The sequence below is a fragment of the Aeromonas sp. R1-2 genome (genome assembly GCF_040908505.1).
In the GTDB taxonomy this organism is placed as follows: Bacteria; Pseudomonadota; Gammaproteobacteria; order Enterobacterales; family Aeromonadaceae; genus Aeromonas; species Aeromonas veronii.
This window is the reverse complement of sequence record NZ_JBFODU010000047.1, coordinates 53,825-70,169: the sequence shown is the minus strand read 5'-3', so window position 1 is coordinate 70,169 and position 16,345 is coordinate 53,825. Positions and strand designations below refer to the sequence as shown.

Sequence of the window (16,345 nt, the reverse complement as noted above, 5' to 3'; positions counted from 1 at the left end):
GGCTCAATGAATTGCTGAAATAAACTGTTCAACTTCTTATTGCTAAGAAATCGTCTTGGTCACTTCACCAGACATTGAAAATCAAAAATTGTTTTTGATGCTCGATGTTGTGAGTGCCCACACAGATTGCTTGATTCAAATTGTTAAAGAGCGTCACGCTTGTCGCGTTGAGGAGGCGCATATTACGCTTCTCACTTCGAAAGTCAAGCGATTGTTTTCGCTTTTCTTTCGGCGCCCACTTCACTAGGAAGCTGGCTCATCAGTTCGGCGTGTTCCGCCGTGCTGGTAGGGGCGCATTATAGGGAGCCGCGCCGGGATGACAAGGGCTTTTTCAGCAAAAAAGTTCGTTCGCTCAGATATCAAGCAACCACCTCTTTTTTTGCTCAAAATGGCATCAATCCTGACTATTGCCGGATTTAAATTGAACATTTGAAAAGCCAATTTATAATTGCCATTTCAAATGTTCAATTGGAATACCCTCATGCATCAAATCCTCGATAGCCATAAGGAAGAGCAAATCGTCCCGCTGTTCCGCTTGGGGTTCCGACCCTTCTTCTTGTTCGGGGCTCTGTTTGCTGCCGTCGCCATGTTGCTCTGGCTGGGGCAGCTCAACGGTTGGCTAACCTTGCCAGGGATTGCCAACCCGATCTGGTGGCACGGCCATGAGATGCTGTTTGGTTTCGGGGCAGCCATCGTCGCGGGTTTTCTGCTCACCGCGGTGCAGAACTGGACGGCCCATCCCGGTGTTCGAAGCTGGCCATTGGCGCTGGTGGTGGGGTTGTGGATGTTGCCAAGGACCTTGTTACCCTGGCTGGGTGAAGAGAATACGCTCCTGATGGCGGCAGACCTGCTCTGGTTGCCGCTTTGCACCTGGTTCCTTGCCAAGCCGCTCTTGATAACCCGGCAATGGCGCAACCTCTTCTTCGTGCCCCTGTTGCTGATACTGACCTTGCTCAATGGTGCCAGCTGGTTATGGCAGGCCGATTGGACCACCGTTGAGCACCTATTGATCACCACTGTGCTGTTGTTTACCACCCTGATCGCCGTGATGGGTGGAAGGGTGATTCCGTTCTTCACCGCCCGAGCAACCGGTCAGGAGAAAGCTGCACCTCTACTCTGGCTGGAACGGACTGCGCTCGCGACACTGTGGCTTATCTTGCTCTGCTGGCTGTTACTCCCCACCCAATGGATCACCAGCATATATATAGTGCCTCTCTATATAGTGGCGGCGAGTTTGCATCTGTGGCGGCAACTACGTTGGCATCTGCCATCGACCCTTGCGCATCCCCTGCTGTGGTCACTCCATCTCGCCTATCTGTTTATCCCTCTTGGCCTGCTCGCCCTTGCGGCACATAGCGCGGGTCTGCCCATCACGTTGTCGATGGCCAGTCACCTGCTCAGCGCAGGCTGTATGGGCACCATGATCCTGGGCATGATTGCGCGAGTCTCCCTCGGCCATAGCGGTCGGGCCTTGCAGGTAGGACGCAGGATCACTGGCGCATTCGCCCTGGTTATCGCTGCCGCTACAATGCGGGTGGCAATTCCGCTGTTCTGGCCTGCTTATACCCTGCATGGCTGGAACCTCAGCGCGCTTGCCTGGATCGCGGCCTATGGTCTGTTTGTCTGGGTCTATACCCCGATACTGATCCGCCCCAGAGCAGATGGTCGACCGGGTTGATGACTGCGGAACATGTTCAGGGTGTTGCCAGCGGATAGTGGATGAGGTTGTGGAAAATCGCCGGGGCTATGCCCAGATTGCGATAACCGTGGGGACGATCGGCAGCAAAACGCACCGCCTCTCCTTGCACCAATGAGCGCCACTCCCCTTCCACCAGCACCTCCATCATGCCGCTGATGACGATGACATGCTCGGTCACTCCCGGCTCATGGGGCTCGGATTCACGCTGGTAACCCGGCAACAGGGTCAGTTCAAGCAACTCGAAACCAAACCGGTTTTCATAAGGGAAGAGCGGTGCCACTTGCATGCCCTCTCCCGCTGGCTGCTGACGAATGGCATCGGCGGTGCGATAGAGCACCTCTGCCTGCGCGGCTGGCGTAGGCTCAATAAAACTGGAAAAGGAGACTCGAAAACCGGTGGCGATCTTCCACAGCGTCGCCACCGTTGGGCTGGACTCTCCCCGCTCAATCTGCCCCAGCATCGCCTTGCTGACACCCGTTTCGCGCGCAGTGGCATCCAGGCTCCAGCCGCGCTCGCTGCGCAGCCCCTTCAGTCGAGCAGCCAGATGCTGACTCATCTCTTGCATAACTGCCTCTTTATTACTCTTGCACGATGCGCCTTGTGCGCTATAGCGCACAGCGATATAGTCAAAGCTGTATTGTACGTAATAACGCACAGCGCGTCACAACGCCAAGAGGAAGAGTCATGCCCTTCGCACTCCCCCATCTGGTCGCAGGCTTTATCGCCGTGATGGTCGGCTACACCAGTTCCGTCATCCTGATCATCCAGGCCGCCACGGCAGCGGGTGCTGATACTGCTCAAGTCGCCTCCTGGCTCTGGACGCTGGGGATCGGCATGGGGGTGAGCTGCATCGGCCTCTCTCTCTATTACCGCATACCCATACTAACCGCCTGGTCCACACCGGGCGCGGCACTGCTGATCACCACGCTGGGCAACTTCACTCTGGCGGAAGCCATCGGCGCCTTTGTGATCTCGTCCCTGCTGATCACGCTGTGTGGCATCAGCGGCTGGTTCGACCGTTTGATGAAACATATCCCGGCTCCACTGGCCGCCGCCATGCTGGCTGGCGTGCTGCTCAAATTCGGGCTGGATCTGTTCAAGGTCGCCCCGCAAGATCCCTTGCTGCTTGGCACCTTGCTGCTGACTTTCCTGTTGGGGCGTCATCTCTGGCCTCGCTATACCATGGTGCTGGCACTGGGAGTGGGGATGCTGATCTGCAGCGTGCGGGGGGATTTGCAAATGGGCACCCTTCACTGGCAACTCGCCAGCCCGGTCTGGACATGGCCAGCCTTCTCCCTTGATGCTCTGTTTGGTATCGCGCTGCCGCTGTTCATTGTCACCATGACATCGCAAAACATGCCGGGAATTGCCATCTTGCGGACCCACGGCTATCAGCCTTCCACCTCCTCGCTGATCAGCTGGACCGGCCTGACTGGCCTGCTGCTCGCCCCTTTTGGCGGCTATGCCTTCAATCTGGCCGCCATCACTGCCGCCATCTGCATGGGCAAAGAGGTCGACCCGGATACCAAGCGCCGCTGGCCTGCTGCGGTTTGGGCGGGTTGCTTTTATCTTGTGACCGGCTGCTTCGGTGCAACCGTCGCGGCCCTGTTTAGCGCCTTTCCGGCAGCTCTTGTCACCTGCGTCGCTGGTTTGGCCCTGCTAAGCACCATCGGCAGCAGTCTGCACTCGGCCTTGCAAGAGGATGAAGCGCGAGAAGCTGCGCTGCTCACCTTTATCATTACCGCGTCCGGGATCAGCCTGCTCGGCATCGCGGCAGCCTGCTGGGGTCTGCTGATTGGTCTGGCTATCTATCAGTTCCAATTATATCGACAAAGGAATCAATTGAACCTCAAATCGTGAACCTCTGCACACTATCCAGATAAAATGATTCACAAGTGAAACTAATTTCCTTCTAGTGGTGCCAGGGCACCAATCTTCCCGGACATGGTGCCCTGTCAGGTTCCATGCAACGGAGAATAAAAATGAAAAATCAGGCTGTCTTGTTACTACTGGCCATACTGGGTGCTACGAGCGTCCAGGCTGCCGATACGGATCGAGAGCTGGCTCGCCAGCTCGCACTTCAGCAGAAAAACCTGCTGCCCCTGCTGAGCAATCAGCAATACCAGAGCCCGCTTCCCAACCTGCTGCAGAAGGCCAGCCCGCGCCTTAAGCGGCAGGCGACCGATGCCAACCAGGCGGCCATCAGCCGACAAGGACTGGATGGCGAGGTCAAGCAACTGATGCAGTTGCGGCTGGCCAACACCGATCAGGCCGCCGCACTGCAACAGGGGGTCGAACCGCTGGTCGCCTATGTTCCAAGTGGGGATGAGAAGAGCTGGAGCGCCATTGAAGCGTTCGACAGCGCTGGCAATCCCGTCTATCTGGATGTGGACAAGGCACCGGCCCGGCCGGTTCTGGTAGTCGAAGCCGATCCCGTCAAAGCCAAGAACGCAGGCTTGAAGGTGATGCGCAAGGCGCTGGCCGATGCGGATCTGCAAAGCGCTCCGCGAGTGGCGGCCAGCACGGCGCCACTCAAGACCAGTATCCTGAAAAAGATCAGACTGAAGGATGATCAGGAGCCTTGGCTGCTCGGCGCGGCCGAAGTGTATGCGGTGGTCGCAGGGGTCAATCCCAGTCGGGATGAGCCAGTGGTCGATATTGTCGACATGCCCTACCTCGACTATGACAACACAGACTACACCCCCAACCAGATCCTGGTTTACTGGGATCGCTATCGCTGGGGTGCCGTCGATGTGGTGATGATGGAGCAGGATGACAACGTCAACTACAAGGAGCTGAGCGCCCTGCTGATTGAAGCCCTCAAACTCGGCTTTACCGCGGGTGGCGTGCCGGAAGCGCTGCCCTTCCTCGATCTCGGCGGTCGCATCGTCAAGGCGCTGCCCGACTCCTGGATGACCAACAACGACGACTATCTGGATACCTTCTACACACTGGAGCAGGATCAGGTCTATCGCCAGTATCCGGGGGCTGCCGGTAATGCGGTCATCGATCTTGAGCCAAAAGAGATCGCCCCGACCAGACCTTGATAATCGGCCATAACGAAAAAGCCAATGAGCAACTCATTGGCTTTTTGCTTTTATCGCGGTGACCACCGGTCAACCCTTGGGACGAACCCCCAGAGTATGGCAGATGGCATAAGTCAGCTCGGAGCGGTTCAGGGTATAGAAGTGGAAATCCTTCACCCCTTCCTGACTCAGCACGCGCACCTGATCGATGGCGATGCTCGCCCCCACCAGATTGCGAGTCATCTGATCGTTATCCAGCCCCTCGAAACGCTGATGCATCCAACGCGGGATCTTCACGTTGGTAAAACCGGCAAACTTGGCCAGGGTCTGATAGTTGGAGACCGGCAGGATCCCCGGCACGATTTCGGCATCAATACCGATGGCGGCGCAGCGATCCCGAAAGCGCAAATACGTTTCCACATCGAAGAAGAACTGGGTGATAGCACGGTTGGCGCCGGCATCGATCTTGCGCTTGAGGTTGAGCAGGTCGGATTGCACACTCTTGGCCTCCGGGTGCCCTTCCGGATAGGCGGCAACCGAGATATCGAAGTCGGCCTCTGACTTGAGCAGAGCAACCAGATCGGTGGCATACATATCCGGCTTCTCCAGCCCCTGCGGCAAGTCACCGCGCAGAGCCACAATATGGCGAATGCCGCTGTTCCAGTAGTCGCGGGCGATGGTGCGCAATTCGTCGCGGCTGGCATCGATACAGGTCAGGTGAGGCGCCGCAATCAGGCCTGTCCGTTCCTTGATGTCCTTGATCACCTTGTGGGTGCGATCACGGGTGCCGGAGTTGGCACCATAGGTGACGGAGACGAACTTGGGTTCCAGCACTTTCAGCCGTTCGATGGACTGCCAGAGGGTATTCTCCATCCCTTCGCTGTTGGGCGGAAAAAACTCGAAACTGACCGATATATCGCCATTCAAATCTGCCAAGCTCTGGTTGAGCGCCTCAACCTGACGTGCACTGTGAAATCCCATCTGATCTTCTCCCTGTCCTGCAATCCATCTGCCTACGTCAAAACGGATGTTTGGACGTCTAAACGTCTTTATATTTATGAGTAAAACGACACAAAGTCAACAGGGATTTACCTCACATCCGATCTGACGAACTTCATATTTACAAAATTAACGGTACGTAACCGAAAAGTGCCCATCCCAAAATTGCCCCAGTCGAGTTATGATGGGGGCAGATCGTCCTGGACGTTCTGAATCTGCGTGTGATTGTTTGGCCGGAGGTTTCTCCGGCCCCTTTTCATCTATTTCCCACTCCTGCCGATAACAGAATGAGTCTTTGCAGGAGCACCATCATGGATACCCACCCCGGCTTTGCCACCGACTTGCTGTTCGATCGCTATCAGGGCGAGGTTGTTCAGCACGATCAGTTCTGGGCGGTTCGCACGCCGGATGCTCCCGATTACTACTTCGGCAACTACCTGCTACTCCCCAACCCACCCAGCGACCGTGACAAAGGCTGGCTGGAAGCCACATTCGATCGGCTGGTCGGCCAGGATCCTCGAGTGCGCCACCGCACCTTCCAATGGCCACTGGCGGCCGGACAAAACAGCCGGATCGCCGGTTTTGTCGCAACGGGTTACCAATATATGGAGTGCGTGGTGCTGGCACTGGATGAACAGAGTTGCCCACCTCCTCACGGCGACATGAACAAGGTTGAGGCACGTACCTTCACCACTGCTGATTGGCCTGAGTGGCTCGACTTCGAACTCCATGAGCGGGATGAGGGACACTCTGAACAGAGCTATCTCCCCTATCTGCGATCCCGCCAGGCGCTCTATCAGGCCATGATTGCCGATGGTCTCGGGGACTGGTGGGGGATCTGGCGAGAGGGGCAACTGGTCGCCAGCTGCGGCCTCTTCTTTTGCGGCACACTTGGGCGCTTCCAATTGGTACGCACGCACCATGCGTGGCGCAACCAGGGGTTATGCCGCCAGCTGCTGAGTCAAGTGGCTCGCGCAGGATTGTCTCGCGCCAAACAGCTGATCATAGTGGCTGACGAGCATTACCATGCACAGCGCATTTACCGCTCTCTGGGGTTTGCCCCGGTTGCCCGCATCGGCAGCCTCTGCCGCTGGCCCCACGAAGCACAATAAAGCGATACCTGCTGGCCGCGAGCCATAAAAAACGGGAGGCCGATGCCTCCCATTTTTATTGATGCCGATGACCTATTGCTGTGGCTGCTGTGGCGCTTCCAACTCGTTGGAGAGCGCCTGCTCCACCTCATCCGACTGCGCCGGTAATGGTGCAGCGGCCGCTGATGCGGGTTCTGCGGGAGTCACAGCAGGTGACACCACGGCCGATGTTTCACTGGTCGCGGGGGCTGCGGACACCTCAGTCGTCGGCGCTGAAACAGGAGCAGGGGCAACCGCATCACACTGACAATCCGTGCTCTTGGCCTTGTTGCCCTGATGAGGGGCATACCAGCCCCTCAAGCCACCTTCCAGTCGATCTGCGGCAGCCTTGGGCTCCATCTTGCCAAGCAGCACCGCCTGACTCACCGCGGCCAGTTCATCCCCCAACTTGGGCGTACCACGGGAGAGGATCTGGGTCGCCACCCGAATGGTCGAGTCACACTGATCGCGCCACTCCATCATCTCTTTGGCCGCCGGATTGGTGACATCGAAGAAGTGGTTGGAGAGGGAGAAGAATCCCGGCAGCGAGTTGGTATAGAGCTCGGCAAATTGCGGCGTCGTCAGCCACTGCAGGAAAGCCATTGCACCCTCTTTATTCTTGCTGGCCGGGTTCATCCCCATACCGATATCGGTATGGTCGGTAAAGAAACAGCCATCACCCTGTTTGGCCACCGGCGGACGCATGACGCCAAAATCGACCTTGCCGGTGAAGGGAGCAATCTCCCAGGAGCCCGCCACGTAGAAGGCGGCCTTGCCCGACGTGAACAACTCGTTGCTGGTCGCGTAATCGCGGCTCTCACCACCTTCACCGAGGTAGGAACGCCAGCGGGCCAGCTCGTCGAACACCTTCACATATTGCGGGTTGTCCAACCGCTCCTGCCCGCCGATCAGTGCCAGACGACCGTCCTCTCCCTTCCAGTAGTTGGGACCAATGTTCTGGAACCCCAGTTCGGAGGCAACCCAACTCTCGGAACCGCTCATGGCCAGCGGCACATAACGCCCGTCGGCCTTGATCTTGTCCAGCACGGCGAAGAACTGGTCGCGGGTTTGAGGCAAGGTGAGCCCCAACTCACTGAAGATCTTCTTGTTATAGAAGAAGCCATGGATCACCGAGGCCATCGGCACACAGAAGGTCTGGGCACCGGAATCGGTCTGCCAGGGTGACTGGGCAAAACTCGGGAAGTTCTCCATTCCTGCCATTTCGGTCAGCTCGGCCAGATGGCCCGCCTTGAACAGGGCGAGCGAGTCATCAAACGGACGACAGGTAATGAGATCCCCCGCCTTACCGCCTTTCAGGCTCTCCCACAGAGTGGGCATGTAGTTGACGTTCTGCACCGGATGAAAACTCACCTTAATGCCGGGATGCGTCGCTTCAAACGCCGGGATAATCTTCTGCTCCCACAACGCCTTGTCATCGGTTCGCCAGCTTTCAATCACCAGCTCGCTGGCCATCAGCTGGCCACACAACAGGAGACTCAGGGCTCCAATCCACTTTTTAGACATAAGCCCTCCTAGACCTTGAAATGTGCGATCAATTGCTGCTGTTTGGCGACCAGGTCGGCCAGCACTTCGCTGCTGCTGGCGGATTCCCGCGCTTCCCGCTCGGTCTCGTATGCCACATCGGCAATACCGGCAATATGACGAGCGACCCCCTGACTGACGGAGATCTGCTCCTGCGCGGCATGGGCCACCTGATCCGCCATCGACTTGATGGCCCCCATCCGATCGGCAATGGATTGCAACGCCACATCCATCTCGCGGGTCTGCTCGACACAGCTCTGGGTCTGCTCCTGGCTGCGCCCCATCACTTCAACCACATGCTTGCTGGAGCTCTGCAGGTTCTCAATCATCCCCTGGATCTCTTCGGTCGAAGTCTGGGTGCGATTGGCCAGCGCCCGCACCTCATCGGCTACCACCGCGAAACCGCGGCCGGCATCGCCAGCACGGGCAGCTTCGATGGCGGCGTTCAAGGCCAGCAGGTTGGTCTGCTCGGCAATACTGCGGATCACATCGAGAATGCTGCCGATGTTGTTGCTGAATTCGCCCAGCTTGTAGGTGATGCCGACCGCCTCCTCCATGGCGCCAGCCAGCTGCTCGGTGATCCGGCGAGTGGTGGCCACTTTCTGGCGACCATTGCGCGCCTCTTCATCGGCCAGATCCACTTCCCGCTTGGTGCCATCGGTAGAGCGGGCCACCTCGGTGGCGCTCACTTCCAGCTCGGTAATGGCGGCGGCCACCTGATCGGTCTGGCTCTTCTGCTCCTGTACCCGGGACATGGCCCGCTCGCTGATCTCGGCGGCCCGGCTCGCCTCATCCACCAGATGGCGGGAGCCTGCATTGATTTGAGAAAGCAACTCGCCGGTCTTGCCCGCCAGCGTATCGATGGAGCGAGAGAGGCTGCCAAATTCGCAACTGCTGCGGTAGTTGATGCGACGGGTCATGTCACCGGCCGCCATGTAATCGAGCTCCTTGTTGATCATCTGCAACGGGCGCTGAATGCTGCGCGCAGTGGTATAGCCGATCACCAGCGCGGCAGCGGCCGACATCGCGGCAACCACCAGGATCCAGAAGCTGGCACTGCTGACCGCCGCATCGGCGTTGATCCGGCTGTCGCTGGCAATGGCCCCGGCGGACTTGCCCATCTCATCGAGCAAATTGAGGCTGTTGACCAGACTGGCATCCAGCTGCTGATTTTGCGTGGCCAGCGACAGCGCCAGTTGCTGAGCCTGACGCATGGTTGCCAGCAAGCCCTGAGCGCCAAGTGCCAGCTCCTGCATCCGATCCAGATTGGAGACAAAGCGCGCTTTCACATCATCGGGCACCAGCACCCGCTCCAACCGCTTGCGGGCCATCTCGATGTCCTTGCTCAACACCTTTTCCAGCTCGTTCAGGTCGGTTTTGGCATCGGCACGGCGGATATTCTTCAGGTCGCGGGCGATACCCGAGGTAATGAGCTCCGCCTTGTTGCGCATGGAGCGCTTGCTGGCGGTCTGTTGCAGCAGCAGATCCGCCGCCCACTGGTAGGTATCCTCAAGGCGGATAAATTCCATCTCCAACTTGTGGCGCTGCTCCAGTGCACTGACCCACTGCCGATGCTGGGCCAACACCTGATCCGCCAAGCCATAAAATTGGGTGGTAGCACTCTCGACCTGCTGGAAGCGGGCACGAGCATCCGCTACGTCGGTAAATTTACCCATCTCCTGACTCAGCTGGGCGAAGCGGTTCTGCTGCTCCTTGAACTGATTGGCCAGCTGCGGCAACTGGGCGGCATCTTCACTGGTGCGGTAGACCAGCACCCAGCGGTTACTATCCTGCAGTGCCCCTTTGAGACCTGCGACAGCAACTACCAGCGGGGTTGCCCGGTCAGATACGGCAGAGAGGCCGTCATTTATACCCTTGATTTTAAAGGTACTGATCACACCAAGCAGGATCAGCAACAGCAGCATCAACACGAATCCGGCGATGATCCGCTGCACGATAGATAAGCCCATGGAGACATCCTCACTCATTGGGGGAAGGTAAAGTGAACATAGTCACTATCGGCAGGGGTGGCGAATAACTGAAATAAAGCGGCAGGTATTTAATTGATTTGTATCGGGTTGGATCACAGTCCTGACAAAATCAGCCATATGAAAAAAGCCCGGCACAAGCCGGGCTGAAAGAGACGTACTTTGCTATCTTCCGCGGTCCGTTCAGAACCGCAGTCAGAATCATTAGAAGCGGTAGCCAACACCCACCATAAAGGCCATCGGGTCGATATGTGTTTTAAAAGTGCCAACGCCATCGACTTTGACATCAGTGTCAATGTCCATAATCCAGGCAGAACCGTTCACAAACCAGCGATCTGTAACCGCCATATCAATACCGACCTGACCTGCCAAACCCCAAGAGTCGTCAAGGCTGATATTCGCACCATCAAGTGCTCCCACCCCCTTCTCATCAAAGAAGGTGGTGTAGTTCACGCCCACACCAACATACGGGCGAACCTTGCTCTGGGCATCGCCAAAATAGTATTGGGCCATTAGTGTTGGAGGCAGATGCTTAACCTTGGCAATTTCACCAAGATCGCGAGTGCTCACTCGATGGGAGAAAGGAGTTGCAGCCAGCAACTCAACCCCCCAGTTGTCGGTGATCATATAACCGAGGGTCAGGCCAAGCTGTTGGTTGCTGTTAATCTCGAACTCTCCGTGACCCGCCACGTCATCACTGCTCTCCTGAGGAGAAACGATGGCCAAACCACCACGAACCAGAATATCACCAGCCTGATGGGCCATGGCGAAAGGAGAGGTCACTGCAGCGGCAATCATCAGAGGAAGTAATTTTTTCATCACGTAATCCCTTTTTTTGTTTTCATTTGATGCTGTAAGCCCGCTGACTATATGCCCTTGTAAATGCAAAGTTATTGACTTGGAGCAAAGGTTGCACAGAAATAAATCGATTGGTGTGACATCTTTGCGCGCCCTCCCAATCTCGTTGAGTCCCCAGACAACAAGCCGAAATACCTGTTTAGACAGGTTGTAACTACCCGCATCCAGCGCCAAAAGGAGCAAACAAACCACACCTTATTGCGCGGCAGAGCGGCTATTAATTGTTGTTAACATGGGCAAATCAGCGTATTTTTTGCGCCATACAAGTTACTGGGAAGTAATGGTTTATTTATGAAAAATGAGTCGAAATGGCAAAAGGTGGGGGCCTTTCTCGCGGCCGTGTGGGGAATCGGATCTTTTCTCTTTATCCTGCTCGGTTTTATTGTCGCCTTGGCCTATCTAGTATTGGTACGGCAGGGTTAATCCGGATTGACAGAGTGCAGCAGGGTGATATGCCCCCCTTCGGCAAGCTGTTCCGGAGTCTGGCTCATTCCCTCCGCAGAGAGGCTACCAGCGTAGCCAAACCACCGATTTCGCCCGCCGACTTTGGCCTGATACAGCGCCATGTCCGCCAGTTTGAAGCTGTGACTCCAGAATGAATCCGGGTACTCCGGGTGCAACGGATAGCGGCAGAACCCCAGCGACACCGTCAACCAGAGTGGCGCATCCTCTCTGCCAAAGCGGTGCTGAGCGACACGCTGGCGCAGATATTCGACCCGCAGCGCCAACTCCTGCTCGTCATCCACTTGTAGCAGCAACAAGAACTCCTCCCCGCCCAGCCGGATGATCGGCTCGCGCTCTCCTGTCACCACCTTGCGCAGCAGATCAGCCAACTGTTTCAGCACCAGATCCCCGATGTCATGGCCAAGGCGGTCATTGATCCGCTTGAAATGATCCAGATCCAGCAGCAATAACAGACAAGGTTTGGCCCGGTTGGCCTGCAACCAGCCATCGAGATAGCGACGATTGAAGCAACGGGTCAAGGGATCGGTGAATGCAGCCACCTCCATCTGACTGGATTTTTCCAACAAATCATCGTGTTGCTGACTAACCTTGCCGGCCATCTCCCTGAACTTGCCACTCAGGGTCGCCATCTCGGCGCTGCTGTCGATATAGGGGATCAAGGTGGCATCTGGCCGATCGCCAAAGCGTTGCAGCGCCGACACCAGCTGCTGCAACGGGGTAAGCACAATGCTGTTGAGCCGGTACATGGCGATCATGACGCAGATAAAACTGATAAACAGCATGCCGATAAAGGTCCAGAGCGCCCCCTCCATGACGCCACTCAAGATCTTTCTCTCCTCCTCAATCACCAGAGTCAGTACCGGCTGGTTATCGCTGTTGAGCAGTCGCACCTCTCCCCTGAGCCGGGTCAGCCCAAGGTCGATCAGGCGATACGTTATTTGCGGTTTCAGTGGTTTGAAGGTAGCGGTGACATCCAGATTGGCGTGGGAAATCGCCAGAGGCAGCGCGGTACGCTCCGATACCTGCTCGAGATAGGCCTTGTCGAGCCAACGTACAACCAGCAAGAAACCGTTGAACGGTGCCGACTCGTCACTGTTTCTGATCGGCTGCCACGAGTACATCAGCGGCCCCCACTGGGAAGCACGGATCCCGTGCAGATTGATGCCCCCGTGCGCCACCGAGCGCGCCCTTAACTGCTTTTTCAGTTCATCAAGGAAGTAGGGAAACTGGTCCGGATTGATCCCCGGCGCATCGGGTAGCAGGGTGCGCGTCCAGATTTCGTAGCCGGTGAGATCCATGAAGCTCATCAGGTTGAGACTAAAATCTCGCATCGGCATATCACTGAACAGGTTGGATTCGATGTACCCCCTGCTTTTGTTGTCCATAAAACGGTGACTGTCATCCCAGATGCCCCAATCCCGACTGAATGCATCCAGAGCTGCCACATCCGCCTGCACCGCCTTGGTCACGCGCAGCAGATGCTCCTTCATTCGTTGCTCCTCAATCCGGCTGGCGGCCGGGATCTGGGCCCATGCCAACAGAACCAGCAATAGCAGGATCGCCCCCAGCCAGATGGGGAACATGGAGTAAGCCAACTGATGATCAATCGTGCGCGGAGCCTGAGCCATAACCCGATATATCCATTACCATGATGCTGAGATGCCAAGCCTGCCCACACTTGACGAGCTTCCCCCTATGCTCCCGATTTTTATAACAAAAAGGGGCCAAAGGCCCCTCGATTATAACGGCTTATCGCGCCAAAAGTGGCCGCAAAAAACGAGCTGTATGAGACTCTTTATTGGCGCAAATCTCCTCCGGCGTCCCCGTCACCAGAATGCGGCCACCACCGGCGCCTCCCTCCGGTCCCAAATCGACGATACAGTCGGCAGTTTTTACCACATCAAGGTTGTGCTCAATGATGACGATGGTGTTACCGCGATCCCGCAGCTGGTGCAGCACCTTGAGCAGTTGCTGGATATCGTGGAAGTGCAGCCCGGTGGTCGGCTCATCCAGAATGTAGAGGGTCTGACCGGTATCCCGCTTGGAGAGCTCCCGCGCCAGCTTGACCCGCTGCGCCTCCCCGCCAGACAAGGTAGTAGCAGACTGGCCGAGACGGATATAGGAGAGGCCCACATCCATCAGGGTTTGCAGCTTGCGCGCCACCGCCGGCACAGGATCGAAGAACTCGCGGGCATCTTCCACCGTCATCTCGAGGATCTCGTGGATGTTCTTGCCCTTGTACTTCACCTCCAGGGTCTCGCGGTTGTAGCGCTTGCCCTTGCAGACATCGCACGGCACGTAGACATCCGGCAGAAAGTGCATCTCCACCTTGATGACGCCATCTCCCTGACACGCCTCGCAGCGGCCCCCCTTCACGTTGAAGGAGAAGCGGCCAGGCTGATAGCCACGTGAACGCGCCTCCTGGGTACCGGAGAGCAACTCGCGGATCGGAGTGAACAAACCGGTATAGGTGGCCGGGTTGGAGCGCGGGGTACGGCCGATGGGGCTCTGGTCGATATCCACCACCTTGTCCAGATGCTCCAGCCCCTCGACGCTGCGATAGGGCGCCGGGGTGGACTCGGTGGCCTTGTTAAGCTCGCGGTGGGCGATGCGGAACAGGGTGTCGTTGATCAGGGTCGACTTGCCGGAGCCGGAGACGCCGGTAACGCAGGTCATCACCCCGATGGGCAGATCCAGGTTGACGTTGCGCAGGTTGTTGCCGCTCGCCCCCTTGAGTTTCAGCCACTTGCCGGTGAGCGGGGTGCGCTCGGCGGGAATGGCGATCTGTTTGCGACCGGAGAGATAGTCACCGGTCAGCGACTCCGGATTGTCGATGATCTGCTGAGGGGTGCCCTGCGCAACAATTTCGCCGCCATGCACACCCGCCCCCGGGCCGATATCCAGCACATGGTCGGCGAGGCGAATGGCATCCTCGTCGTGCTCCACCACGATCACCGTGTTGCCGAGATCGCGCAGATGAGTGAGGGTCTTGAGCAACCGCTCGTTGTCGCGCTGGTGCAGACCGATGGAAGGCTCATCGAGTACATACATGACGCCCACCAGCCCGGCCCCGATCTGGCTGGCCAGTCTAATGCGCTGCGCTTCGCCGCCGGAGAGGGTCTCGGCGCTGCGGGACAAGCTCAGATAGTTGAGACCGACGTTCACCAGGAAGCCGAGCCGCTCGACGATCTCTTTCAATATCTTCTCGGCAATCTGGGCGCGCTGGCCGGTGAGGTTAAGCCCCTCGAAGAAGGCGAGTGCATCGCCGATGGACTGCTCGGCGATGGCCGGCAGATTGCGGTTGTCGACGAAGACGTGGCGCGCCTCCTCCCGCAGCCGGCTGCCACCGCAGCTGGTACAGGATTTGTTGGCGATGTACTTGGAGAGCTCTTCGCGCACCGAGTTGGATTCGGTCTCCCGGTAGCGCCGCTCCATGTTGTGCAGGATCCCCTCGAACGGGTGCTTGCGCACCACCACGTCGCCGCGGTCGTTCATGTAGCGAAACTCGATCTCGGTGCGACCGGAGCCGCGCAGGATCACCTCCTGGGTCTTGACCGGCAGATCCTCCCACGGCGTCTCCAGATCGAACTTGTAGTGTTCGGAGAGGGATTTCAGCATCTGGAAGTAGTAGAAGCTGCGCTTGTCCCAGCCACGGATGGCGCCGTTGGCCAGACTGATGGCCGGATCGCCGATCACCTTGGCCGGATCGAAATATTGCTGCACCCCGAGGCCGTCACAAGTCGGGCAGGCACCGGCCGGATTGTTGAAAGAGAAGATGCGCGGTTCCAGCTCCGACATGGAGTAGCCGCACTCCGGGCAGGCGAAGTTGGCGGAGAAGGTCATGGGGGTGACGCCCTCCTCCCCGTCCATCGGCACTACCAGCACTATGCCGCCGGAGAGGGTCAGCGCCGTCTCGAACGACTCGGCCAAACGCAACGCCAGATCCTCGCGCACCTTGAAGCGATCCACTACCACCTCGATGGTGTGCTTCTTGTGCAGCTCCAGCGTAGGAGGATCGGAGAGATCGCACACCTCGCCGTCGATACGGGCACGGATGTAGCCCTGGGCCGCCAGATTCTCCAGCAGCTTGGTGTGTTCCCCCTTGCGATCACGCACCACCGGGGCCAGCAGCATCAGCTTGCTCCCCTCCGGTTGGGCCAGCACCTGATCCACCATCTGGCTGATGGTCTGGGCGGCGAGCGGAATGGCGTGGGTCGGGCAGCGCGGCTCACCGACCCGGGCGAACAGCAGACGCAGGTAGTCGTAGATCTCGGTGATGGTGCCGACGGTCGAGCGCGGGTTGTGGGAGGTGGACTTCTGCTCGATGGAGATGGCGGGCGAGAGCCCCTCGATATGGTCGACGTCAGGCTTCTCCATCAGGGAGAGGAACTGGCGGGCATAGGCGGAGAGGGACTCCACATAGCGGCGCTGCCCCTCGGCATAGAGGGTATCGAACGCCAGAGAGGATTTGCCCGAACCGGAGAGGCCGGTGACCACGATCAGCTTGTCGCGGGGCAGGGTCAGATTGATGTTCTTGAGGTTGTGGGTGCGAGCACCCCGGACCACGATCTTTTCCATCTTGTTGCACGCTCGATACAGAAACCTGAGCGAGTCAGTATGGCATAGAGACTACTGGAT

At 57.8% G+C, this 16,345-nt stretch carries 11 protein-coding genes; 4 read left to right on the top strand and 7 right to left on the bottom strand.

All coding sequences use genetic code 11. The annotated features are described in order from the left end of the window. The first annotated feature begins 481 nt into the window (after window positions 1-481). The gene (locus AB5Y76_RS16660; protein ID WP_263718856.1) at window positions 482-1,678 is read left to right on the top strand and encodes an NnrS family protein; all 1,197 of its coding nucleotides are present in this window, start codon (window positions 482-484) and stop codon (window positions 1,676-1,678) included. Between the two features lie 16 nt (window positions 1,679-1,694). Here the strand turns inward: AB5Y76_RS16660 and AB5Y76_RS16655 are convergent, their stop codons facing one another. Next, window positions 1,695-2,264 carry a helix-turn-helix domain-containing protein gene (locus tag AB5Y76_RS16655; protein ID WP_005340196.1) on the bottom strand — a complete coding sequence of 190 codons (570 nt, stop codon included), beginning with the start codon at window positions 2,262-2,264 and terminating at the stop codon, window positions 1,695-1,697. A gap of 119 nt (window positions 2,265-2,383) precedes the next feature. Between AB5Y76_RS16655 and AB5Y76_RS16650 the strand changes: the two genes are divergently transcribed. Continuing rightward, window positions 2,384-3,559, top strand: coding sequence for a benzoate/H(+) symporter BenE family transporter (locus AB5Y76_RS16650; RefSeq protein WP_263718857.1), 1,176 nt, complete (start codon window positions 2,384-2,386; stop codon window positions 3,557-3,559). 122 nt (window positions 3,560-3,681) lie between these two features. Continuing rightward, a complete protein-coding gene (locus AB5Y76_RS16645) occupies window positions 3,682-4,746 on the top strand; it encodes a DUF3103 family protein (protein ID WP_108541792.1) in 1,065 nt (354 codons plus the stop codon). A gap of 69 nt (window positions 4,747-4,815) precedes the next feature. Here the strand turns inward: AB5Y76_RS16645 and metF are convergent, their stop codons facing one another. Continuing rightward, window positions 4,816-5,706: a methylenetetrahydrofolate reductase gene (gene metF, locus AB5Y76_RS16640; RefSeq protein ID WP_236272772.1), complete on the bottom strand. Its 891-nt coding sequence runs from the start codon at window positions 5,704-5,706 to the stop codon at window positions 4,816-4,818. 329 nt (window positions 5,707-6,035) lie between these two features. Here metF and AB5Y76_RS16635 point away from each other — a divergent pair, with 329 nt between their 5' ends. Next, window positions 6,036-6,836, top strand: coding sequence for a GNAT family N-acetyltransferase (locus AB5Y76_RS16635; protein WP_263718858.1), 801 nt, complete (start codon window positions 6,036-6,038; stop codon window positions 6,834-6,836). 72 nt (window positions 6,837-6,908) lie between these two features. Here the strand turns inward: AB5Y76_RS16635 and AB5Y76_RS16630 are convergent, their stop codons facing one another. From AB5Y76_RS16630 to uvrA, 5 genes are all read right to left on the bottom strand, one after another. Beyond that, the gene (locus AB5Y76_RS16630; protein ID WP_263718859.1) at window positions 6,909-8,378 is read right to left on the bottom strand and encodes an ABC transporter substrate-binding protein; all 1,470 of its coding nucleotides are present in this window, start codon (window positions 8,376-8,378) and stop codon (window positions 6,909-6,911) included. Window positions 8,379-8,386: 8 nt separating this feature from the next. Continuing rightward, window positions 8,387-10,366, bottom strand: a complete 1,980-nt coding sequence (locus tag AB5Y76_RS16625; RefSeq protein ID WP_005341553.1) for a methyl-accepting chemotaxis protein — start codon at window positions 10,364-10,366, stop codon at window positions 8,387-8,389. Window positions 10,367-10,588: 222 nt separating this feature from the next. After that, window positions 10,589-11,203: an OmpW family outer membrane protein gene (locus AB5Y76_RS16620; protein WP_167570781.1), complete on the bottom strand. Its 615-nt coding sequence runs from the start codon at window positions 11,201-11,203 to the stop codon at window positions 10,589-10,591. A gap of 458 nt (window positions 11,204-11,661) precedes the next feature. After that, window positions 11,662-13,335, bottom strand: a complete 1,674-nt coding sequence (locus tag AB5Y76_RS16615) for a diguanylate cyclase (RefSeq protein ID WP_263718860.1) — start codon at window positions 13,333-13,335, stop codon at window positions 11,662-11,664. Window positions 13,336-13,456: 121 nt separating this feature from the next. Then, on the bottom strand, window positions 13,457-16,285 hold the full coding sequence (uvrA, locus tag AB5Y76_RS16610) for an excinuclease ABC subunit UvrA (RefSeq protein ID WP_263718861.1): 2,829 nt from the start codon (window positions 16,283-16,285) through the stop codon (window positions 13,457-13,459). Window positions 16,286-16,345 lie beyond the last annotated feature (60 nt).

Coding starts and splice junctions, on each gene's coding strand:
- AB5Y76_RS16660 (WP_263718856.1), top strand. CDS start 482: ATGCATCAAATCCTCGATAGCCATAAGGAAGAGCAAATCGTCCCGCTG.
- AB5Y76_RS16655 (WP_005340196.1), bottom strand. CDS start 2,264: ATGCAAGAGATGAGTCAGCATCTGGCTGCTCGACTGAAGGGGCTGCGC.
- AB5Y76_RS16650 (WP_263718857.1), top strand. CDS start 2,384: ATGCCCTTCGCACTCCCCCATCTGGTCGCAGGCTTTATCGCCGTGATG.
- AB5Y76_RS16645 (WP_108541792.1), top strand. CDS start 3,682: ATGAAAAATCAGGCTGTCTTGTTACTACTGGCCATACTGGGTGCTACG.
- metF (WP_236272772.1), bottom strand. CDS start 5,706: ATGGGATTTCACAGTGCACGTCAGGTTGAGGCGCTCAACCAGAGCTTG.
- AB5Y76_RS16635 (WP_263718858.1), top strand. CDS start 6,036: ATGGATACCCACCCCGGCTTTGCCACCGACTTGCTGTTCGATCGCTAT.
- AB5Y76_RS16630 (WP_263718859.1), bottom strand. CDS start 8,378: ATGTCTAAAAAGTGGATTGGAGCCCTGAGTCTCCTGTTGTGTGGCCAG.
- AB5Y76_RS16625 (WP_005341553.1), bottom strand. CDS start 10,366: ATGGGCTTATCTATCGTGCAGCGGATCATCGCCGGATTCGTGTTGATG.
- AB5Y76_RS16620 (WP_167570781.1), bottom strand. CDS start 11,203: ATGAAAAAATTACTTCCTCTGATGATTGCCGCTGCAGTGACCTCTCCT.
- AB5Y76_RS16615 (WP_263718860.1), bottom strand. CDS start 13,335: ATGGCTCAGGCTCCGCGCACGATTGATCATCAGTTGGCTTACTCCATG.
- uvrA (WP_263718861.1), bottom strand. CDS start 16,285: ATGGAAAAGATCGTGGTCCGGGGTGCTCGCACCCACAACCTCAAGAAC.